18 protein-coding genes are annotated in these 19,753 nt (G+C 62.8%); 6 read left to right on the top strand and 12 right to left on the bottom strand.

Annotation, left to right across the window (positions count from 1 at the left end; translation table 11 throughout):
* Positions 1-224: 224 nt before the first annotated feature.
* Both BM026_RS22600 and BM026_RS22595 read right to left on the bottom strand, forming a co-directional pair.
* Positions 225-1,637, bottom strand: coding sequence for an aminotransferase-like domain-containing protein (locus BM026_RS22600; protein ID WP_092247901.1), 1,413 nt, complete (start codon positions 1,635-1,637; stop codon positions 225-227).
* A 203-nt stretch (positions 1,638-1,840) separates the two neighbouring features.
* On the bottom strand, positions 1,841-2,602 hold the full coding sequence (locus BM026_RS22595) for an SDR family oxidoreductase (RefSeq protein WP_092247898.1): 762 nt from the start codon (positions 2,600-2,602) through the stop codon (positions 1,841-1,843).
* Between the two features lie 226 nt (positions 2,603-2,828).
* Here BM026_RS22595 and BM026_RS22590 point away from each other — a divergent pair, with 226 nt between their 5' ends.
* Positions 2,829-3,836, top strand: coding sequence for an NADP-dependent oxidoreductase (locus tag BM026_RS22590; RefSeq protein WP_093530126.1), 1,008 nt, complete (start codon positions 2,829-2,831; stop codon positions 3,834-3,836).
* Positions 3,837-3,903: 67 nt separating this feature from the next.
* Here the strand turns inward: BM026_RS22590 and pyrF are convergent, their stop codons facing one another.
* Positions 3,904-4,602, bottom strand: coding sequence for an orotidine-5'-phosphate decarboxylase (gene pyrF, locus BM026_RS22585; protein ID WP_010211681.1), 699 nt, complete (start codon positions 4,600-4,602; stop codon positions 3,904-3,906).
* 259 nt (positions 4,603-4,861) lie between these two features.
* Here pyrF and BM026_RS22580 point away from each other — a divergent pair, with 259 nt between their 5' ends.
* Positions 4,862-5,626 (top strand): response regulator, encoded by a 765-nt coding sequence (locus tag BM026_RS22580; protein ID WP_058427191.1) that lies wholly within the window; start codon positions 4,862-4,864, stop codon positions 5,624-5,626.
* Positions 5,626-6,660 (top strand): sensor histidine kinase, encoded by a 1,035-nt coding sequence (locus tag BM026_RS22575; protein ID WP_071489560.1) that lies wholly within the window; start codon positions 5,626-5,628, stop codon positions 6,658-6,660. The genes BM026_RS22580 and BM026_RS22575 overlap by 1 nt, the downstream gene beginning before the upstream one ends.
* Here BM026_RS22575 and BM026_RS22570 read toward each other — a convergent pair.
* The 9 genes from BM026_RS22570 to BM026_RS22530 all read right to left on the bottom strand — a co-directional run bounded on the left by BM026_RS22570 (position 6,657) and on the right by BM026_RS22530 (position 14,502).
* Positions 6,657-7,718: an AI-2E family transporter gene (locus BM026_RS22570; RefSeq protein WP_071489561.1), complete on the bottom strand. Its 1,062-nt coding sequence runs from the start codon at positions 7,716-7,718 to the stop codon at positions 6,657-6,659. The genes BM026_RS22575 and BM026_RS22570 overlap by 4 nt on opposite strands.
* Positions 7,719-7,790: 72 nt before the next feature.
* On the bottom strand, positions 7,791-8,609 hold the full coding sequence (locus BM026_RS22565) for a DUF4892 domain-containing protein (RefSeq protein WP_092247888.1): 819 nt from the start codon (positions 8,607-8,609) through the stop codon (positions 7,791-7,793).
* 102 nt (positions 8,610-8,711) lie between these two features.
* Positions 8,712-9,566, bottom strand: a complete 855-nt coding sequence (locus BM026_RS22560; protein ID WP_092247885.1) for an alpha/beta hydrolase — start codon at positions 9,564-9,566, stop codon at positions 8,712-8,714.
* On the bottom strand, positions 9,563-10,366 hold the full coding sequence (locus BM026_RS22555; RefSeq protein ID WP_093530124.1) for an alpha/beta fold hydrolase: 804 nt from the start codon (positions 10,364-10,366) through the stop codon (positions 9,563-9,565). The genes BM026_RS22560 and BM026_RS22555 overlap by 4 nt, the downstream gene beginning before the upstream one ends.
* 97 nt (positions 10,367-10,463) lie before the next feature.
* On the bottom strand, positions 10,464-10,907 hold the full coding sequence (locus tag BM026_RS22550) for a hotdog fold thioesterase (RefSeq protein WP_071496211.1): 444 nt from the start codon (positions 10,905-10,907) through the stop codon (positions 10,464-10,466).
* Between the two features lie 30 nt (positions 10,908-10,937).
* Positions 10,938-12,587, bottom strand: coding sequence for an AMP-binding protein (locus BM026_RS22545; RefSeq protein WP_093530122.1), 1,650 nt, complete (start codon positions 12,585-12,587; stop codon positions 10,938-10,940).
* An 85-nt stretch (positions 12,588-12,672) separates the two neighbouring features.
* Entirely contained in the window at positions 12,673-13,122 is a 450-nt protein-coding gene (sixA, locus tag BM026_RS22540) for a phosphohistidine phosphatase SixA (RefSeq protein ID WP_092247876.1), read from the bottom strand.
* Positions 13,119-13,466 carry a DUF4389 domain-containing protein gene (locus BM026_RS22535; RefSeq protein WP_071489568.1) on the bottom strand — a complete coding sequence of 116 codons (348 nt, stop codon included), beginning with the start codon at positions 13,464-13,466 and terminating at the stop codon, positions 13,119-13,121. Before BM026_RS22535 ends, sixA begins: the two co-directional genes overlap by 4 nt.
* Positions 13,467-13,476: 10 nt before the next feature.
* Positions 13,477-14,502, bottom strand: a complete 1,026-nt coding sequence (locus BM026_RS22530; RefSeq protein ID WP_093123120.1) for an NAD(P)H-dependent glycerol-3-phosphate dehydrogenase — start codon at positions 14,500-14,502, stop codon at positions 13,477-13,479.
* Between the two features lie 195 nt (positions 14,503-14,697).
* Here BM026_RS22530 and BM026_RS22525 point away from each other — a divergent pair, with 195 nt between their 5' ends.
* The 3 genes from BM026_RS22525 to BM026_RS22515 are packed head-to-tail and all read left to right on the top strand — an operon-like array spanning position 14,698 to position 19,647.
* Positions 14,698-16,818 (top strand): TonB-dependent receptor plug domain-containing protein, encoded by a 2,121-nt coding sequence (locus tag BM026_RS22525; RefSeq protein ID WP_331459194.1) that lies wholly within the window; start codon positions 14,698-14,700, stop codon positions 16,816-16,818.
* Position 16,819: 1 nt separating this feature from the next.
* A complete protein-coding gene (locus tag BM026_RS22520; RefSeq protein WP_093530120.1) occupies positions 16,820-17,749 on the top strand; it encodes an ABC transporter substrate-binding protein in 930 nt (309 codons plus the stop codon).
* Positions 17,746-19,647, top strand: a complete 1,902-nt coding sequence (locus BM026_RS22515; protein WP_093530118.1) for an ATP-binding protein — start codon at positions 17,746-17,748, stop codon at positions 19,645-19,647. The genes BM026_RS22520 and BM026_RS22515 overlap by 4 nt, the downstream gene beginning before the upstream one ends.
* Positions 19,648-19,753 lie beyond the last annotated feature (106 nt).

Genomic DNA, 19,753 nt, shown 5'->3' with positions numbered 1-19,753 from the left:
ACGCCGATGGCCGCGACCAGGGCGGTCAACAGCAATACCAGGGTGAAGCCCAAGCCCAGTTTTTTTACCATACCGAGGTTGGCGAAGCGTCGTTGCACGGCCGAAATCATTGCACTTGCATCCTCTTGCAATGGCAGATGCCATCAAGCCCGGTTTACACAGGCGAGATTGGCAACCACAAGGCACCGAACACAAGTCATTGGCGCCACAATAATGGCAAAAAGCTACACGCTCGTCGTTTTCAGAATGGTCGAGGTCGATCTTGCAGGTCCCATGGCGCGGAATAACGCCAGTGCCCGTTGATCATCAGCATAGGCCACATTGATTCGCAGCCACTCACTGGGCTCATCCGTTGGACTGAACAGTGCCCCCGGTGACAACAAAACCCCCAGCCGCCGGGCATACGCCTGCAACCGCGACCGATCCCCAACCCCTGGCCGCGCCCACACGAACATCCCGCCGGCAGGGTTGGCGAACACCTCCCATTCCTCATCTTCCAGCACCTGCAAGGTCGCAGCCATTTGCGCGCTCAGCCGCTTGCGCAGGCGCTGCACCCACTTGCGATAAGTGCCATTAGCCAGCAGCGTCGCCACTACGGCCTCGGCAAACCGCGAAGTGCCGAAGCCGGTCAGGGTCTTGAGGCTGGCCAATTGCTCGATGATCGCCGTGCTCGCACTGAGATAACCCACGCGCAAGGCACTGCTCAGGGTCTTGGAAAAGCTTGCGACGTAGATCACCCGGTCACCGTGGGGTAACGCCGAGAGCCGCGTGCAGCTGGCGTGTTGCAGATCGCCAAACACGTCCTCTTCGATAATCAAAAAGTTCTCGCGGTGCGCCAGCTCCAACACACGCTCCGCCACGGTGCGACTCAGGCTGGAACCGGTGGGGTTGTGATACAGGCTATGGATGAACAGGCATTTGGGCCGATGACGCTGCAGCAAGGCCTCAAGCGTCGCGATGTCCGGCCCGCCACGGGTGCGTGGCACCTGCAGCAGTTGCACACCATGAAAGACCAGTTGCCGATAAAGGTTGCCGTACCCCGGCGTTTCAACCATCACGCAATCGCCGGCCTTGAGCAGGGTGCGTATCAGCAGGTCCTGTGCATGGCTGGCGCCCGCCGTGGTGAGGATGCCGTCAAGGTGGGTGGGGATGTGGACCTGTGTCAGGCGCTTGAGCAATTGCTCACGCAATGCCGGAAGCCCCAACGGGGTGCTGTAGTTGAACAGCGCAGCCGTGTCGCAGCGGGTGACTTCGCGAATCGCGTAGCTGATGTCATCGCTTTCGCGCCAGGCATCAGGCAGCCAGCCGCAGCCCAGTTTCAGCTCGCCCAACGGGTTATCGGCAAAGGCGCCCCAATCTCGCTCGGCACCTTCATACCACTGGCTTTCGTGTACCGTCGGTGGCTGGGCCACGCAGAAAACCGACCCCTGTTTCGAAACCAGCACGCCCTGGGCGACCAACCGCTCGAATGCCTCGATCACACTGGACTGGCTGAGCAGGTTATCGAGAGCCACCTGGCGAACGGAGGGCAAGCGTGTACCAGGGCTCGCCCCACTCGTGCGAATCCATTGCGCCACCGCGCTGATGATTTGCTGCACCACCGGTACAAGGGCTTGTCGATCGATCCCTAAATCCATGCGCCACTCACTTCAACTGTCTGTAATTCAACCCGGGACAGTTAAGCACAGAAGCCCATGTCGGCCGCTCGCCAACTTTTATTAAATTATTGATTTTATTGAGTTATTTACCTGCTGATACACATTCTGACAAGGCACCGTGCCAGCTATGGAAAAACCTCACACCCTCCCAGGCCTTTTCGAATAGAGGGTGACCTGAGGTCCTAGATAGCCGTCGCGCCACCGTCCACTGCCAAGGCGTGACCGGTGGTAAAGGCCGCACCGTCGCTGCACAGGTACAGCACCGCGCTGGCGATTTCCTCGACCTTGCCGATGCGCCCCACCGGGTGCATGGCAGCGGCGAATTCGGCCTTGCGCGGGTCGGCTTCATAGGCACGCCGGAACATATCGGTGTCGATCACGGCCGGGCAGACCGCATTGACGCGAATGTTCTTCTTCGCATACTCGATGGCCGCCGACTTGGTCAGGCCGATTACCGCGTGTTTGGACGCGGCATAAATGCTCATCTTCGGCGCGGCGCCCAACCCCGCGACCGACGCGGTGTTGACAATCGCCCCGCCGCCCTGGGCCAACAGCAGTGGCAATTGATGCTTCATGCACAACCACACGCCTTTGACGTTGACGCCCATGATGGCGTCAAACTCGTCCAGGGTCCCATCCGCCAGCTTGCCCTTCTCGATCTCGATCCCGGCATTATTGAAGGCGTAGTCCAGGCGGCCATAGGCGGCGAGGGTCTGGGCCATCAATTGCTGAACATCCGCCTCCAGCGTGACGTTGCAGCGCACAAACAGCGCTTCGCCGCCGGCCTGGCGGATCAGCGCGACGGTGCCTTCGCCGCCCGCAACGTCCAGGTCAGCGACCACCACCTTCAACCCTTCGGCGGCGAACGCCAGTGCGGTAGCGCGGCCGATACCGGCGGCGGCACCGGTCACCAGGGCGACCTGGCCGGAAAACGTCATGCTCATGAGGGATGTCCTGTGAGGGAAAGTCGTGGGTCGAGTCTAGCCAACGCCGCACCAGACGCGTCAGCACTATCAAAAGGCCGGTTGAAACTGCATGAATCGTAGTGATAACAGCCGCCGCCTGACTATCAGCAACACCTATCGACCGGCATTCGCACGCTCGGTGAACCTTGCTCCCAGCCCGTTCAAGGTCTATCACTTCAGGTTCATTTCCAGAAGAGTCGCTGCCATGACCGCCCAGACCAACCGCCAATTCCTGCTCGCCAAGCGCCCGGTCGGCGCGGCCACCCGGGACACCTTCACCTACCAGGAAGTCCCGGTGGGCACGCCCCGGGACGGCCAGGTGCTGGTGCGCAATGAATACCTGTCCCTCGACCCCGCCATGCGCGGCTGGATGAATGAAGGCAAGTCCTATATCCCGCCGGTCGGTATCGGTGAAGTAATGCGCGCCCTGGGCGTAGGCAAAGTGATTGCCTCGAACAACCCGGCATTCGCAGTCGGGGACTACGTCAACGGCGCCCTGGGCGTGCAGGATTACTTTCTGGGCGAGCCGCGGGGTTTCTACAAGGTCGATCCGAAACTGGCGCCCCTGCCCCGTTACCTGTCGGCACTCGGCATGACCGGCATGACCGCCTACTTCGCACTGCTGGACACCGGTGCGCCGAAGGCTGGCGAAACCGTGGTGATCTCCGGCGCGGCCGGTGCCGTGGGCAGCATTGCCGGGCAGATCGCCAAGCTCAAAGGCTGCCGTGTGGTGGGCATTGCCGGCGGCGCCGACAAGTGCAAGTTCCTGGTGGATGAACTGGGCTTCGATGCTGCTATCGATTACAAAAGCGAAGATGTGCCTGCCGCACTCAAGCGCGAGTGCCCCAAGGGCGTGGATGTGTATTTCGATAACGTCGGCGGCGATATCCTCGACGCCGTGCTCAGCCGCCTGGCGCTGAAGGCACGCGTAGTGATCTGCGGCGCCATCAGCCAATACAACAACAAGGAAGCCGTGAAAGGTCCGGCCAACTACTTGTCACTGCTGGTCAATCGCGCGCGCATGGAAGGGTTTGTCGTGATGGATCACGCCGTAGGCTTTGCCGCTGCCGGACAGGAAATGGCCGGCTGGATGGCCCAGGGCAAGCTCAAGAGCAAGGAAGATATCGTGGAGGGGCTGGAGACGTTCCCGGAAACGCTGATGAAGCTGTTCAACGGTGAGAACTTCGGGAAGTTGGTGCTCAAGGTCAGCTGACCACCCATAGATCTAAATGTTGGAGATCTGAATGTGGGAGGGGCAAGCCCGCTCCCACATTCGAAAATCAGGCGATTTCGGCGACGACTGCCGCCAATGCCTTGGCCGGATCGGCCGCCTGGCTGATCGGGCGACCGATCACCAGGTAATCGGAACCTGCATCCAACGCCTGGCGCGGGGTCAGGATACGGCGCTGGTCATCCTGGGCACTGCCCGCCGGACGAATACCCGGGGTCACCAGTTGCAACGACGGGTGCGCGGTTTTCAGGGCCTGGGCTTCCAGCGCCGAACACACCAGGCCATCCAGGCCGGCTTTTTGCGCCAGGGCAGCCAGGCGCAGTACCTGCTCCTGGGGCTCGATATCCAGGCCGATACCGGCCAGGTCTTCACGCTCCATGCTGGTGAGCACGGTCACACCGATCAACAACGGTTTAGGCCCGCTGCGCTGTTCCAGCACCTCACGGCAGGCACTCATCATGCGCAGGCCGCCGGAGCAGTGCACGTTGACCATCCACACGCCCATTTCGGCGGCGGCCTTGACCGCCATCGCGGTGGTGTTCGGAATATCGTGGAATTTCAGGTCGAGGAACACTTCGAAACCTTTGTCACGCAGCGTACCGACGATTTCCGCCGCGCAACTGGTGAACAATTCCTTGCCGACCTTGACCCGGCACAGCTTCGGGTCCAACTGGTCAGCCAGCTTCAGTGCGGCGTCACGAGTGGGGTAATCCAGGGCGACGATGATAGGAGTCTGGCAGACGGACATTGGAATGGGCTCTCAGGCAAGTCGAAATCGGCGCGGATTGTAGCGCAAGCGGCGGCGTTGCGGGATCCGATGATCGGTAAATACTGACCAAGCGCTATCGGGCAGGCATTTCAGGGAATTATTTCAAAGCCGATACATTCACGACATGCCCCCAACACGCCTCACGGCTAGCCTCGCTTGCACGACCCACCGACCAGCACTTCCAGCCATGGGGCTGGGCGCCTATGCTGAGCGCAACAACAGGGCAGATGATCGCACTATGCATACCCCTTCCGTCTCCATGAACGACGAGCAAAAAGGCGCGGTGATCGCCGACGACAAACGCTGGAACACCCGCGCGCTGATCGTTGACGACGATGTGCCGATCCGTGAACTGCTGATCGACTACCTGGCCCGCTTCGGCATTCTCGCCAGCGGCGTCACCGACGGTACGGCGATGCGCCAGGCCATGCAGGCCGAAACCTTCGACGTGGTGGTGCTCGACCTGATGCTGCCGGGCGAAGATGGCCTGTCGCTGTGCCGCTGGCTGCGCGCGGAATCGGATATCCCGATCCTGATGCTCACCGCCCGCTGCGAACCCACTGACCGCATCATCGGCCTGGAGCTGGGCGCCGACGATTACATGTCCAAGCCCTTCGAACCCCGCGAACTGGTAGCGCGCATCCAGACCATCCTGCGCCGTGTGCGTGACGACCGTACCGAACAACGCGCCAATATCCGCTTCGACAATTGGCGCCTCAACAGCGTGCTGCGCCAACTGGTCGCCGACGATGGCCTGGTGGTGCCGCTGTCCAACGCGGAATTTCGCCTGCTGTGGGTATTCATCGAACGTCCGCGCCGGGTGTTGAGCCGCGAACAACTGTTGGATGCCGCCCGTGGCCGCTCCATCGAAGCCTTTGATCGCAGCATCGATTTGCTGGTGTCGCGCCTGCGGCAAAAACTCGGGGATGATCCCAAGGCGCCCCAATTGATCAAGACCGTGCGGGGTGAAGGCTACCTGTTCGACGCCCGGGATATCGGTTGATGCGCAACGCCTTCAACACGCTGTTCGGTCGACTGTTTGGCGTGTTGCTGGTGGCGATTGTGCTGGCTCATGTGCTGGCCATTTCCTGGTTTCGCTATTACGGCCCGCCTCCGCCGCCGCCTCAGGAGACCTTTGTCGAGCAGCCGGACGGCACGATGAAACACCTGGCCAGGCACAAGCGACCATGGTTTGGTGGCCCGGTGGTGCCACTGACGTTCCAGTTCATCTCGTTGATCATCGCCGCCTGGTACGGTGCCAAGCTGCTGAGCCGGCCGATCCAGCGCCTGAGCGAAGCTGCCGAGCGCCTGAGCCTGGACCTCGACAGCCCGCCCCTCGACGAATCTGGCCCGCGTGAGGCACAGCAAGCGGCGTCGACTTTCAACCTGATGCAGCGACGCATCCGCGAGCAAGTCAGCCAACGCGCCCGTATGCTCGGCGCTGTCTCCCATGACCTGCGCACCCCGTTGTCACGCCTGAAGCTGCGCCTGGAACAGATCGAAGACACCCGGCTGCAAGGCCAGATGCGCCAGGACCTGGACGACATGATCGGCATGCTCGACGCGACCCTGAGCTACCTGCACGAACAACGCACCAGCGAAACCCGGCATTGGCTGGACGTGCAGGCGCTGGTCGAGTCGATGAGCGAAAACGCCCAGGACCAGGGTTCCGATGTGCAGTTCGGCGGGACCTGCGCACCGCTGCAAGTGCAGCCGATGGCCTTGCGATCGTGCCTCAACAACCTGATCGACAACGCCCTGCGGTACGCCGGTTCGGCGCGCATCGAGCTGACAGACAGCCGCGAGGCGCTGGTCATCCGTGTCATCGACCATGGCCCCGGGATTGCCGCCGACCAGCGTGAGGCGGTGTTCGAACCGTTCTATCGGCTGGAAGGCTCACGCAACCGCAACTCTGGCGGGGTCGGCCTGGGCATGACGATTTCCAGGGAAGCGGCGGAACGCCTCGGCGGTCGGCTGCACCTGGAAGAAACCCCCGGCGGTGGTTTGACCGCCGTGATGTGGTTACCACGCGTCTAGAGCGGCTTGTCTTCCCGCCGCCCCTGGGCCTGGGTTGCACTCCAGTCCATCAACAGGCTGTAGGCCACCGCCAGTAGGGTCGGGCCGATAAACAGGCCGATGAAACCAAAGGCAATCAAGCCGCCGAACACCCCGAGCAGCACGATGACCAACGGCAGGTTGCCGCCGCGGCTGATCAGGTAAGGCTTGAGCACGTTGTCCACGCCACTGATGATGAACGTGCCCCACACGCCGAGGAACACCGCGTAGGTGTAATCGCCCTTCCAGGCCAGCCACGCCGTGGCCGGGATCCACACCAGTGGCGGGCCCATGGGAATCAGGCTGAGCAGGAAGGTGACGATGCCCAGCACCAGCGCACCCGGCACCCCGGCGATCAGGAAACCGATCAGCGCCAACAGGGCCTGGGCGGCGGCCGTGCCGATCACGCCGTTGACCACGCGCTGCACGGTGCCGGCCACCAGTTCGATGTAATAGCCGGCACGCTCGCCGATCAAGCGCTCCAGCAGGCGGTGAACAAACATCGCCAGGCGCGGCCCGTCCCGGTAGAAAAAGAACACGAAGACCAGGCTCAGGGTCAGTTCTAGAATCCCACCACCGATTTGCGCACTGCGCGCCAACAACCAATTGCCGACCTGCCCCAGGTAGGGCTTGATGCTGACCATCAAGGCCGCGCCCTGTTGGTCAATGCTGTCCCACATGGCCACCAGCCGCTCACCGACTAAGGGGATCGAGCCGAGCCAGGCAGGTGCCTCCGGCAGGCCGTCAACCTGGATATCCTTGATCAACGCCGTCGCATCGCGCACGTGATCCGCGAGGTTGAAGCCCAGCCACACCAGCGGCAGCGCCACCAGCAGCATCCAACCCAACGTCAGGATGCCGGCGGCCAGGGATTCGCGCCCCCCCAGCCAGCGGGTGAGCAGGACCATCAACGGCCAACTGGCAAATGCCAGTACCGCGCCCCAGAACAGCGCCGACCAGAACGGCGCCATCACCCAGAAGCTGGCACCGAACAGCACCAGCAGCAGGATTTGCACCAGTAGGCGATCGTTATTGAGCATGGAGTATCTCTAGAAGAAGGCTATAGGAAGAGAGCTTAGGCGAACGGCGCGGGTCCGTTCGCCTTGTAACGGTCAGCGTATCAGATGCAGGTGCAGGCCTTTGGTTTCAGCGGAGCCGGTTTCCATGCGCGCAGCGCGCACACCTTTGTCGACCAGGGCCTGGCGCCAGGCTTCGGCGTTCGGGCCGGTAAGGCTGACGCGCAAGGTGGTATCAAGGTTCAACCCACGGGAAATCAGGGTCAGCCAGGTGTCGTCAGGGTCGCCGCCCAGCGCGGGGAAATCCAGCTCGCCGGTGCTTTTCAGCTCTCGCAGCAGCGTTGCGGAGGTGGGCAGAAGGTCGGCCAGCGGCGCGTTGGCGTCCAGTTGCTCCACGTGCAGATAGGCGCGACGGTTGCCACGGGTGATGCCATACAGCGCCACCAGGGAGTTTTCCTGGGGGGCTGCCAGGCGCAGCAGCAGGTATTCCTGCTGGCCGTCGGCGCCGACCAACTTGGCGTTGCCGAACACTTCATTGGCCCACAGGCTGCTTTCGCCGCAATCCCGGGCCTGGCACCAGAACAGCAACTGCGCGCCCTTCGCCTGCAACGCTTCGCGCGTCGCAGTAAATGCGGCACTGGAGCTGTGTTCGGCAGGTAATTCATAGGTGATGGCGGTGGCTTGGCCCCGTGCGGTGGCCTGGCCTTCGTAACGCAGCTGGCCGCTGATCTTGCGGATGGCGCCCATGGGGTAGATGCGTTCTTTTTCTTCGGTGGGACGGTAGTCGACGATTTGCGCGTCGACCTGGCGGGCCACGGTGGGCAGGTCCTGGCTACCCGGTATGTCGGCGGCAAATACCAGTGGGCTCAGCAGGCCCAAGCCCAGGATACGGATACATCCGTTACGCACGCTCATAGAATCAACGAGCCCTGGCCATAGGCGGTCACAGCGGTGTTGAAGTAGTTCATGGTTGACTCCCTTTCAATCCGCCCAGCCTCGGCAGTTGACCGCCCCAAGTCAAGGCGCGCAGAAGAACCGATTGAAACAGTCTGCAACAAGGACCGCGCCGGGCTCGTCATTCAGGTGTAAATGATGGCCGCCTGGCAGCGTGGTCACGGTAAAGGGTAGCTGGGAAAGCAATTCGGAATGTTTCGCCAGCATGCCATCAGCCGCGACCACCAACTGTGTAGGGCAACCCACACGCCGCACGAAAGCCATTGCCTGCTCATCGGTCAGACGCATCGGCGAAGCCAGGGTCAGGCGGCTGTCGGTGCGCCAGGTGTAACCGCCCGGCACTGGCATCAGACCGCGTTGGGCCAGCAGTTCCGCGGCTTCGCGACTGACCGCCACCACGCCTTTCATGCGCGCCTCGACCGCTCGATCCAGGGTGCTATAGACCGGCTTGCGTTTGTCCTGCAGGTTCAATTGCGCCTGCAACGCCATGCCCAAGCGTTCGGCGGCGTTGTCACCGCTGGCAGTGGGCGGGATCACCCCGTCGATCAATCCCAGGTGCGTCACCCGTTCCGGCAGCGCACCGGCCAGCACCAGGGAAACGATGGCGCCGAGGGAGTGGCCAAGTAATGCAAAACGTTTCCAACCCAGTTGCTCGGCGACGTGCAGCACGTCGTACGCGTAATCCCACAAGGCGTAACCGGCGCCGATAGGACGATGCGCCGAATGCCCATGCCCGGCCATATCCAGTGCAACGATGCGCAAGCCCTGAAGTTTCGGCGCCAGTCGCGCAAAGCTGTTGGCGTTGTCCAGCCAGCCATGCAGCGCGATCACCGGCAAACCGTCCTCGGGCCCGAACAGATGGGCCGCCAACTCGATATGCGGCAGGCTCAGGCGCACTTCTTCGACCGGTGTGCTCATGCGCAACTGCGCTCGCGGGCTTCCCAGCGGGAGAACAGGTTCTTGATCAAGGTCGCGGTGTCCTGGGGGCGTTCAAGGGGGAACATATGGCCGCCGGGCATGGTGAGCATTTCGCCCATGGGCAGGCGACCGACGCCGCTGGCGTGGTGACGCATCACCACCCGGCTCTGCCGGCCGCGCACCACCGCCAGCGGCACCTTCATCTGGCGCACCTGACCGGGGCTGGTGTGGGGCACGCCCCGGTAGATGCTGATCTCGGTAGCGGGGTCGAAGCGCAGGCGCAGGCGGTCACCGACCTGGTGCAGGCCGTGTTGCAGGTAAGCGTCGAAGCATTCCGGGTCAAAGCCACGGAACAAGGTCTTGCCGGCGAAATAGCTGCGCGCGGCGTCCAGGTCGCTGAACTCTTCGCGGCGTCCCTGGGTGCGCCCGGCCGGGGTCAGGCGGTCAATAAAACCAAAGCGCTTGGCCGCGCGGATCACCCAGCGGTCGGCGCGGGTCAACACCGGCGAATCGAGCATGACCACTCCGCGATATAACTGAGGGCAACGCATGGCTGCATGCAGATGCAAAACGCCACCGAGGGAATGCCCCACACCCCACACCGGTTCCGGCTGCCGCTCCAGGTGGTGGATCAGCTCATCCACCAGGTTCTGCCAGTTATCGTCCACCGGAAACCTGGGGTCGTGACCGTGCTGCGGCAGGTGCGCCACTGCATATTCCGGGGCCAGGGCGGCAAACAGCTTGCCGTAGGTGGCCGAGGGGAAACCATTGGCGTGGGCGAAAAACACATGCTGCGACATACCGGATCCATCGACAAAAACAGAGATTGATTGTCACCAGCCCCGACCGCCACAGCAATGACTGTAACTGCCAGGAATGATGACACTCACGCCACGCCTATCGCGCCGGCGGGTTCTCGCCCAGCGGCACCACCGCCATGGTCAGGCGCGACACGCAATTGGCCTTGCCATCGTCGCTGGTCAGGCGAATGTCCCACACCTGGGTGGTGCGGCCGATATGGATCGCCCTGGCCACCGCCGTCACCCGCCCACTGCGCACACCGCGCAGGTGGTTGGCGTTGATCTCCAGGCCCACGCAGTAGAACTTGCTCGCGTCGATGCAAAGATAGGCGGCCATGGAGCCGACGCTTTCGGCCAGGACCACCGATGCGCCGCCGTGCAACAAGCCGTAAGGCTGATGGGTGCGATGGTCGACCACCATGCTGGCGGTCAGCGATTCGTCATCGAAGCGTTCAAAACGGATATCCAGCAATTCACCGATGGTGTTCTTCTGGATCGCATTGAGTTGGTCAATATTCGGTTGAGTGCGCCACAGGCTCATACGGTTGTCCTTGTTGGTTTTATGATGGCCCTAATCCTGCCACAGAACGGTTTCGGAACGCTCGCTCCACGTCTGGAAATGTTCACCGTAGGTCGATTCGATCACATTGCGTTTGATCTTGAGCGTCGGGGTCAGAAAGCCGTTTTCCACCGCCCAGTTGTCTTTCACCACCACCAACTGTCGCAGGCGTTCATGTTTATCCAATGCTTGATTGACCTGCTCCAGCCAGCGTTCAAGGCTGCTGCGCAGCACATGCGGTTCTTCGCTCATTGCCGACAACACGCAAAGCCCCATCGGCGCGGTCAGGCCATCGCCCACCACGCACACCTGTTCGATGCGCGCATGTTCGGCCAGGCGGTTCTCAATCGGTGCCGGGGCCACGTACTTGCCTTTGCTGGTCTTGAAGATCTCCTTGAGGCGCCCGGTCAAGCGCAGCCGACCGTCGGCAGCCTGCTCGCCCTTGTCGCCGGTGCGCAGGAAGCCGTCGGCGGTGATGGTCTCAGCGGTTTTGTGCGGGTCCTTGTAGTAGCCGAGCATGGTCGCACCGCTGCGCACTTGCACTTCGCCCGCAGGATCGATGCGCACCTCGACACCAGGGCACGGCAGGCCGATCCAGCCGATGGACTGTTGCCCGGGGCGACACACATGGGAGTAGCCGCAGCTCTCGGTCATGCCGTACACCTCCAGTACGTCCAGGCCCAGGCGCTGATACCAGCGCAGCAGCGCCTCGGGCACCGGCGCCGCCCCGGACAGTGCGATGCGCAACGCATCCAGGCCCAGCCCGGCGAGCACCTTGTGGCCCACGCGCTTACCGATGAAGGGTAGGCACAGCAGGGTGTCCAGGCGTTTTTCCGGGATTTTGGCGTAGACGCCCATCTGGAATTTGGTCCAGATACGCGGTACGCCAAACAGGGCGGTCGGACGTGCCCTGCGCAGGTCGGTCAGAAACGTCTCCAGGCTTTCGGCAAAAAACACTGTCTGCCCGGTGTAGATCGCCGCCATTTCCACAAACATGCGCTCGGCCACATGGCACAGCGGCAGGTAGGACAGCAGGCGGTCGCCCTCCCCCAACCCGAATAATTCGGTGCCACGGGTGGCGGCAAACCCCAGCGCGCCGAAGCTGTGCATCACGCCTTTGGGTAGGCCGGTGGTGCCAGAGGTGTAGATGATGGTGGCCAAGTCCCAGTCCGCAGGCGCCGGGTCATCCTGGATCGGCGAACAGGCTTGCAGGTCGGCCCAGCTGAAATCGAACGCGCCGGCTGGGCACAGCGGCAAGCTGATGGTCGGGACATTGGACGGCACGCCGGGCGCCATGGCGGGCCAGTCGTCGAGCTTGCCGATGAACGCCAGCGCCGCCTCGGAATGGGCGAGCACATGGGCCACGGAGTCGGCAGTGAGGTTGGGGTACAGCGGCACAGAGACATGCCCGGCCATCCAGATCGCCAGGTCGGCAATGATCCAGTGCGCACAGTTTTTCGAAATCAGGGCAATGTGCGAGCCTGGGGGCAGCTCGCGGGCGCGCAGCCAGTGCGCGGCACACCGGGCCTGTTGGCCGACATCGCCCCAGGTGAGGCGCTGCACCTCACCGCCGCCCACGGGCTGCACCAGAAAGGTCTGGCGCGGGTGCCGCGCTTCACGTTCGAAGAACACCTGCAACGGCAATCGAAATGCGACGGGCATGGGACGCGCTCCTTTGTGGTCCGACGACAGCCAACCAAGCACTTGCTTGGTTGACTATATAGCACACACAAAGCCGCGATAACGCCTACGGATTCTTCACGCTGACCAGGCTCATCAGCCCCGCCAGCGGGAAATCCCCTTCCAGTTCCGCCAGGCTGGCGGTGTGCATCGGCTGAGGCTGGCGCTGATGACCATGCTGCAGAAAGCTGATCAGGCTGCCCACCAGGGGCTGATGGCTGACCAGCAGCACATTGTCGTCGGTGTCGAGCTTTTCCAGCACCTGCAACGGGCTGCCATCGGGGGTCAGCCACGGCACCGTGCGAATCTGCGCCTCGAAGCCCAACGCATCACGCACCAGATGCGCGGTCTGCTGCGCCCGCACATAGGGGCTGGCGATGATCGCACTGAGGGGCTGGCCGATCAGGTGCGCGGCACTGCGCAACACTTCGCCACGGCCATGCTCGGTGAGGTTGCGTTCGGCATCGGTGCGCGCATGCCCTTCGGCCTCGCCGTGGCGCAGTATCCACAACTTCATAGTTTCGGCTCTTCATCACGCACCGGGTGCGGCGCCGGCGGCACGCTGTGGGCAGCTTCGCCCTCGGGTGCGCGCGGGGTCGGCCAGTCGGCGAACGGCCACGGTTTTTGCTCGGTATGGAAGCTGCCGAAACGACCGATCTGCGCCAGGAACTGGCTGAGGCTGTCGCCGAAGTTCATCAGGCCCAGGTTCGGGGCGCCGTAGACCAGGCGGTAGATCAGTTGCACCACCACCAGCGCGCCGAGCAGGAACTGCGCCACTTGCCAAACCAGGGCAAACACCAGCATCCACAGGATGCGCAGGGCAATGGATTCGTACTTGGGGGCTGCTTGCGGATCGTTCATGACGCGTTCCTCAGTTGAAACCACTGGTGGAAATAAAGTCGACATCGGTCTTGGGCTCGGCGCGCATCAGCAACTCGATGACCTGGTTCAAGGTGCGCCCTTCAAACAGGATCGCGTGCAGCCCGGCGACCAACGGCATATACACGCCGACTTCCTGGGCCTTGGCCTTGAGCACCTTGAGGGTATTGACGCCCTCGGCCACTTCGCCCAGGCGCGTGACCGCGTCTTCCAGGCTCAGGCCCTGGCCGAGGGCGAACCCGACCTGATAGTTGCGGCTTTTCGGCGAGGAGCAAGTGACGATCAGGTCGCCCACGCCCGCCAGGCCGAGGAAGGTCATCGGGTTGGCCCCCTGGTTGACCGCAAAGCGGGTCATCTCGGCCAGGGCGCGGGTAATCAACATGCTTTTGGTGTTCTCGCCCATGCCCAGCGCCACGGCCATGCCGGCGATGATCGCGTAGACGTTTTTCAGCGCACCGCCCAGCTCGACGCCAAAGCGGTCGCTGCTGGCGTAGACCCGGAAGGTACGGCCGTGCAATACAGCCTGGACCCGTTCGCACAGCTCTTCGTCTTCACTGGCGACTACGGTGGCGGTCAGCGCGTGCTCGGCGACCTCCCGCGCCAGGTTCGGCCCGGATAACACGCCAATGCGCGCCTGGGGCGCGATCTCTTCGAGAATTTCGCTCATCAGCTTGAAGGTCTGCGCCTCGATGCCCTTGGTCAGGCTGACCAGCAGCTTGCCCACCAGGCGTTCGGCGTGGGGCGCCAGCACCGAGCGCAAGGCGCTGGACGGCAACGCGACGAAGCACAGGTCGCAGGCCGTGAGGGTGTCCAGCAGGTCGGTAACCGGCTCGACCGCCGGATGAATCTTGATGCCTTTGAGGTAACGCGGATTTTCCCGGTGCACCCGAATGGCCTCGGCCTGTTCGGGATCGCGCATCCACTGGCGCACAGCGTGACCGTTCTCGGCCAGCAGGTTAGCCACGGCGGTACCAAAACTTCCGCCTCCCAGGACCGCGATAGGGCGCTGTTCAGTCATATGCAATCCGTTAATCCATACCAGTGGCGATGGCGGCATTATACGGGCCGACCCGTCGGCGGCCAGCCCCCGTATCAATTCGTGCGCTTGTCGGAAAATGCCACACTTACATGAAGTAATTGCAAGTCCGGCGACTGGCAAATGGCCCCACCTCAGTTAACATGGGCGGCTATCCGTAATTATCAAGGCCGTGCCGTGTATTTGGGCCCTCCTCCCCGTTCATCTCTGTGGTTGATGCTGCTGTGCAGTGCGCCTGTCATGGCCGACGACCTGTTCCTCGACAGCCAGCCGCTGCCCCAGGTATTGACCGCCACGCGTCTCAAGCAATCGGCCGCCGCCGTGCCCGGCAGCATGACCGTGATCGACAGCGAGTTGATCAAGGCCAGCGGCGCGCGGGATATCAGCGAGTTGCTGCGCCTGGTGCCGGGGATGATGGTCGGCTACACCTCCGGCAACCAGGCGGCGGTGAACTACCACGGCACCAGCGCCAGCGATGCGCGGCGCATGCAGGTGCTGATCGACGGCCGCTCGGTGTACCGCGCCGGCCTGGCCACCGTGGACTGGAGCGACATTCCAGTAGCGATGGAAGATATCGAGCGCATCGAAGTCTTCCGCGGCCCCAACACCGTCAGCTACGGCGCCAATGCCTTGATGGCGGTGGTCAACATTCTCACGCGCTCGCCGGCTAACAGCCACGGCACCCGGGTCAAAGTGGTGCGTGGCGAGCGTGGCATCAATGACTTCTATGCCAGCCAGGGCATCGGCTGGGAAACCGGCGATTTGCGCCTGTCGCTGTCCGGCCAGCAGGACGATGGGTTCGACAGCGACGCCGCTGGCGCCGACCGCCGCGATGGGCGTCGTCTCAATCGCTTCAGCCTGGCGGTGAGCCAGACGTTGAACGCGCAGCAGAGCATCGACTGGCAACTGGATGCGAAGGAAGGCACCAACCAACGTCCGTATACCTACAGCCCGGTATTCGCCGGGATTACCGAAGGTGGCAACAACTCCGACGTCACGGCCAAGGACTACGCCGGCTCGCTGCGCTGGAATTTCGATTTCAACCCTGAACACAGCCTCTACATCCAGGGCTCGGCCCAGCAGTGGGACCGCCGGCAAATCTGGAAGGCCTGCGACGCCAAGGTGTCGTTCAGCCCGGAATTGACCCAGCTGTGGCAGATGAACCCCAACTACGCCGAGCTGCTGGCCCGCCACATGGACACCTACAGCCAGGGCAGCGCACCGCCGGGTAGCGCTGCCGAGCAAGCGCTGGCCAACCAGGTGTTGCAACAGTGGCGCGACGGTGCCAGTCAAAGCGTGTGCGGCGACATCGACCAGAGCACCCGCGAAAGTCGCTATGACTTGGAAATCCAGGACACCCTCAGCCTGTCCGACAGCCTGCGCCTGGTCAGCGGCATGAACTACCGCTACGACCGCGCCGACTCCGATACCTACTTCAATGGCACCCTGGACGACACCACCTGGCGCCTGTTCGGCCAGTTGGAATGGCGCGCCAGCGAACATTGGCTGCTGCAAGGCGGCGCCATGTATGAAGACACGCACCTGAGCGGCAATTCGCTGACGCCACGGGTGGCGGTCAACTACCTGATCAACCCGCGCCATGGCTTGCGCGCGGTGTACTCCGAAGCCATCCGCTCGCCGGACATGTTCGAGAACAACGTCAACTGGAGTTATCGCGTCACCAACCTCAGCTCCCCGGCCTACGGTCAGACCACCGGGCAATACTTCGTAAAGACGCGGGGGCCGGGCAACCTCGATAAAGAGATGATGAAGTCGCGGGAACTGGGGTACAACGGCTTCTTTGCCGACATCGGGCTGAACATGGACGTGAAACTGTTCTACGACGAAATTACCGACATGATCAGTTCGCCGCTGCGCAATAACCAGTACATTGCCAGCAACGCCAACAGCGCACGCTTCACCGGTGCCGAAACCCAGTTCGACTGGCGCGTGAGCAACGCCGACCGCTTGCGGCTGACCTATGCTTATGTCGATGCCAGCGCCAGCAACCCGCTGGACAAGGCACAGACCGCACGCAACAGTGGCTCTGCCGGTTGGTTGCGTGAATGGGGCCAAGGCTGGTCCAGCGCGCTGTTCTACTACGGCGATGACGCACTCAACCAATATCGCTTCGAACGGGTCGACCTGCGGGTGGCCAAGCGCATTGCCCTGGGCAAAGCCAACGTGGAGCTGGCCGGCATGCTGCAAGAACGCCTGGATCACCAGCCCACCACCTGGGCCGATAACAATTATGACCATCGCCACGTGCTCTACTTCAGCGCAGAGTTAGAGTTCTGACATGGGCGACTCGTCACGGATGACCTGCTTTTTTATCCACACGCTCTGGCGACGCATTGTGCTGTTCGCTTGCCTGCTGTCTGCCGCGCCGGCCTGGAGTGCCGAGATCCTGCTGACCGCTGCCGAAGACAGCGCCGGCGTCCAGGCCTTCGCCCAGGCCCTGGCCCAGCAACGCCCCGAAGACCACATCACCTTCACCCCGCTCAAAAACCTGCCAGCCCCTGGTCGACTGCCGGCCAACACACGTCTGATCCTGCTCGACCTGCCCAGCCTCGACTGGCGCCTGCAGGAGACCCAAGGCCCGCCGACCCTGGTGCTGCGTATCAGTCGGTTGCAGGCCCATCAACGCCTGGGCACCACACCTCACCCGCACATCAGCCTGCTGTGGAGCGACCCACCGCTGGAACGCCAACTGCGCCTGATCGCCGCCATCCTGCCCCAGGCGCGGCGCATCGGCGTGCTCTACGGCGCCGACAGTGAGTTCCTGCTGCCCGAACTGCGCCAGCACGCCACATCCCTCGGCCTGGAAATCGTGCCACAGCTCTGGGACAACATTAATGACAGCCGCCCGCTGCAAAACCTGTTCAGGAGCAGTGACGTGCTGCTCGGCCTGGATGACCCGCAGTTGTACAACTCGAAAACCGCGAAGAACCTGTTGCTGAGCAGCTATGCCCAGCAATTGCCGCTGGTGGGCCCGAATGCAGGCTTTGTGCGGGCCGGCAGCCTGGCCAGCACCTACAGCGACCAGACCGACTGGCTGGCCGTGCTTGACCGTTTGCTAGACCACCCGCCGGCCAACTGGCCGCGCTCGCTGTACCCGGAACACTTCAAAGTCGTGGGCAACCCGCAAGTCGCGCGCTCACTGGGGATCGAACAGGTGGACGAAGCCGGCGTCGCGATCCGCCTGGCCGAAGGAGAAAAACGCCCATGACCTTGCGCCGTCGTTGGGACATCAACACCCGCACCCAGCTCATCACCCTGGGCCCGGCGCTGTTGCTGACGTTGCTGCTGATCAGCTTTTTCACCTTCGTGCGGATCCAGGACTTGCGCCAGGAACTGGACCACACCGGCCAGTTGATCGCCAACCAACTGGCGCCCGCCACCGAGTACGGGGTGATCTCCGGCAACAACGAAGTGCTCGACAGCCTGCTGCGCGCCACGCTCGCTACGCCCCATGTGCGGTTCCTGGAGATCCAGGACAGCAGCGAGAACATCCTGGTGTATGTCGAGCAGCCGTCGGAAAAACACGACCGCTCGTTGTCCGTCAAAGTGTTCCAGGCACCGATTCGCCTGCAACACATCCAGTTGGGCAATGATTTTTTCCAGGACAACCTCAACGAACCCAAGGCACCGCGGGCCGACTACCTGGGCCGGGTGATCGTCGGCATGTCCAACGACGCATTCAGCCAGCGCCAGCAGGAAATCCTGTTCAAGGCCGGCATCCTGGCGCTGTTCGCCCTGCTGTTTACCTTCCTGCTCGCGCGGCGCCTGGCCGCCAGCCTGTCTCAGCCGATCAGCGCCATGGGCCACGCGGTAAAAGCCATCCAGCAAGGTGACTACAAGACGCCGCTGCCGATCGTGGACGACTCGGAACTGGGCGACCTGTCGCGACACATCAATAACCTGGCCGAAGGCCTCAACCAGGCCAGCCGCGAACAGCAGCAGGCCATGGCCCAGTTGATCCAGACCCGCGAAGAGGCAGAGCGCGCCAACAACGCCAAGTCGGATTTCCTGGCGATGATGAGCCATGAGCTGCGCACGCCCATGAACGGCGTGCTGGGCATGTTGCAGTTGCTGGAAACCACCGAGATGACCGAGGAGCAGACCGAGTACGCGGCGCTGGCCTCCGAGTCCACCGAGCATTTGCTCAAGGTCATCAACGACATCCTCGACTTCTCGCGCATCGAACGCGCTGCCCTGGAACTGGAGCATATTCCGTTCAACCTGGCGGACCTGATCAACAGCTGCGCCCAGGCGTTCCAGCACAGCGCCCAGCAGCGCGGGCTGGCGTTGAAACTGTCGATACCACCGGGGTTGGACGCCTTGCGCGTGCAGGGCGACCCGACGCGAATCCGCCAGATCCTGGTGAACCTGATCGGCAACGCGCTGAAGTTCACCGAGCAGGGCAGCGTCAGCGTCGAACCCCATTGGCAGACCCTTGACCATGAACTGGTGTGGTTCACCTGCACCGTGCGCGACAGTGGCATCGGGATTTGCGCCGAACGCCTGGAGTTGATGTTCGACGCGTTCCAGCAGGCCGACAGTTCCATTTCAAGACGTTACGGTGGCACCGGCCTCGGCCTGCCCATCGCCCGTACCCTGGCCGAACGCATGGGCGGCACCCTGCGCGCGCAAAGTGAAGAAGGCCGCGGCTCGGTATTTACCCTGGAAATTCCCCTGGCCATCGACCAGCAGAGCGTGCCGGCCATCGCGCAAGGCGCCGACGGCAAAGCCAACGCCGGCGATGGCCGCCATGTATTGCTGGTGGAGGACAACCCGGTCAACCGCACCGTGGTCGAAGCCATGTTGCGCAGCCTGGGCTTTGAAGTGAGCCTGGCCACCGACGGTGCCGAGGCGATCCGCAGTGCCGAGAGCCTGATTTTCACCGCGATCCTGATGGATTGCCGGCTGCCGCTGATCGACGGCTACGAGGCCACCCGCAAGATCCGTCAACTGCCGGGCTGCGCCGACCTGCCGATCATCGCCCTGACTGCCAACGCGTTGCAGGGCGACCGTGAAGCCTGCCTGGCAGCCGGAATGAACGATTACCTGGCCAAGCCGTTCAAACGTACGGATTTGCAGCAAATCCTGCAGCGCTGGGTGCAATAGCGTCGCGCCATCAGCCAACTCCGACTGGCGTGAAAGACGAAAGTGCGGCAGTCTTAGGCACCCGAACGGGCCCATAAACGGGCCCGGTTTAAAATTTCAGTGAACA

Origin of the sequence: Pseudomonas sp. NFPP24 (assembly GCF_900112095.1) — a bacterium.
Classification (GTDB): Bacteria; Pseudomonadota; Gammaproteobacteria; order Pseudomonadales; family Pseudomonadaceae; genus Aquipseudomonas; species Aquipseudomonas extremorientalis.
The sequence above is the reverse complement of the archived record's forward strand: the minus strand, read 5'-3'. Positions and strand labels throughout refer to the sequence as shown.

What these genes read in the sequence shown, in the direction of transcription:
- BM026_RS22600 (WP_092247901.1), bottom strand. Translation starts at nt 1,637, where the DNA reads ATGGATTTAGGGATCGATCGACAAGCCCTTGTACCGGTGGTGCAGCAA.
- BM026_RS22595 (WP_092247898.1), bottom strand. Translation starts at nt 2,602, where the DNA reads ATGAGCATGACGTTTTCCGGCCAGGTCGCCCTGGTGACCGGTGCCGCC.
- BM026_RS22590 (WP_093530126.1), top strand. Translation starts at nt 2,829, where the DNA reads ATGACCGCCCAGACCAACCGCCAATTCCTGCTCGCCAAGCGCCCGGTC.
- pyrF (WP_010211681.1), bottom strand. Translation starts at nt 4,602, where the DNA reads ATGTCCGTCTGCCAGACTCCTATCATCGTCGCCCTGGATTACCCCACT.
- BM026_RS22580 (WP_058427191.1), top strand. Translation starts at nt 4,862, where the DNA reads ATGCATACCCCTTCCGTCTCCATGAACGACGAGCAAAAAGGCGCGGTG.
- BM026_RS22575 (WP_071489560.1), top strand. Translation starts at nt 5,626, where the DNA reads ATGCGCAACGCCTTCAACACGCTGTTCGGTCGACTGTTTGGCGTGTTG.
- BM026_RS22570 (WP_071489561.1), bottom strand. Translation starts at nt 7,718, where the DNA reads ATGCTCAATAACGATCGCCTACTGGTGCAAATCCTGCTGCTGGTGCTG.
- BM026_RS22565 (WP_092247888.1), bottom strand. Translation starts at nt 8,609, where the DNA reads ATGAGCGTGCGTAACGGATGTATCCGTATCCTGGGCTTGGGCCTGCTG.
- BM026_RS22560 (WP_092247885.1), bottom strand. Translation starts at nt 9,566, where the DNA reads ATGAGCACACCGGTCGAAGAAGTGCGCCTGAGCCTGCCGCATATCGAG.
- BM026_RS22555 (WP_093530124.1), bottom strand. Translation starts at nt 10,366, where the DNA reads ATGTCGCAGCATGTGTTTTTCGCCCACGCCAATGGTTTCCCCTCGGCC.
- BM026_RS22550 (WP_071496211.1), bottom strand. Translation starts at nt 10,907, where the DNA reads ATGAGCCTGTGGCGCACTCAACCGAATATTGACCAACTCAATGCGATC.
- BM026_RS22545 (WP_093530122.1), bottom strand. Translation starts at nt 12,587, where the DNA reads ATGCCCGTCGCATTTCGATTGCCGTTGCAGGTGTTCTTCGAACGTGAA.
- sixA (WP_092247876.1), bottom strand. Translation starts at nt 13,122, where the DNA reads ATGAAGTTGTGGATACTGCGCCACGGCGAGGCCGAAGGGCATGCGCGC.
- BM026_RS22535 (WP_071489568.1), bottom strand. Translation starts at nt 13,466, where the DNA reads ATGAACGATCCGCAAGCAGCCCCCAAGTACGAATCCATTGCCCTGCGC.
- BM026_RS22530 (WP_093123120.1), bottom strand. Translation starts at nt 14,502, where the DNA reads ATGACTGAACAGCGCCCTATCGCGGTCCTGGGAGGCGGAAGTTTTGGT.
- BM026_RS22520 (WP_093530120.1), top strand. Translation starts at nt 16,820, where the DNA reads ATGGGCGACTCGTCACGGATGACCTGCTTTTTTATCCACACGCTCTGG.
- BM026_RS22515 (WP_093530118.1), top strand. Translation starts at nt 17,746, where the DNA reads ATGACCTTGCGCCGTCGTTGGGACATCAACACCCGCACCCAGCTCATC.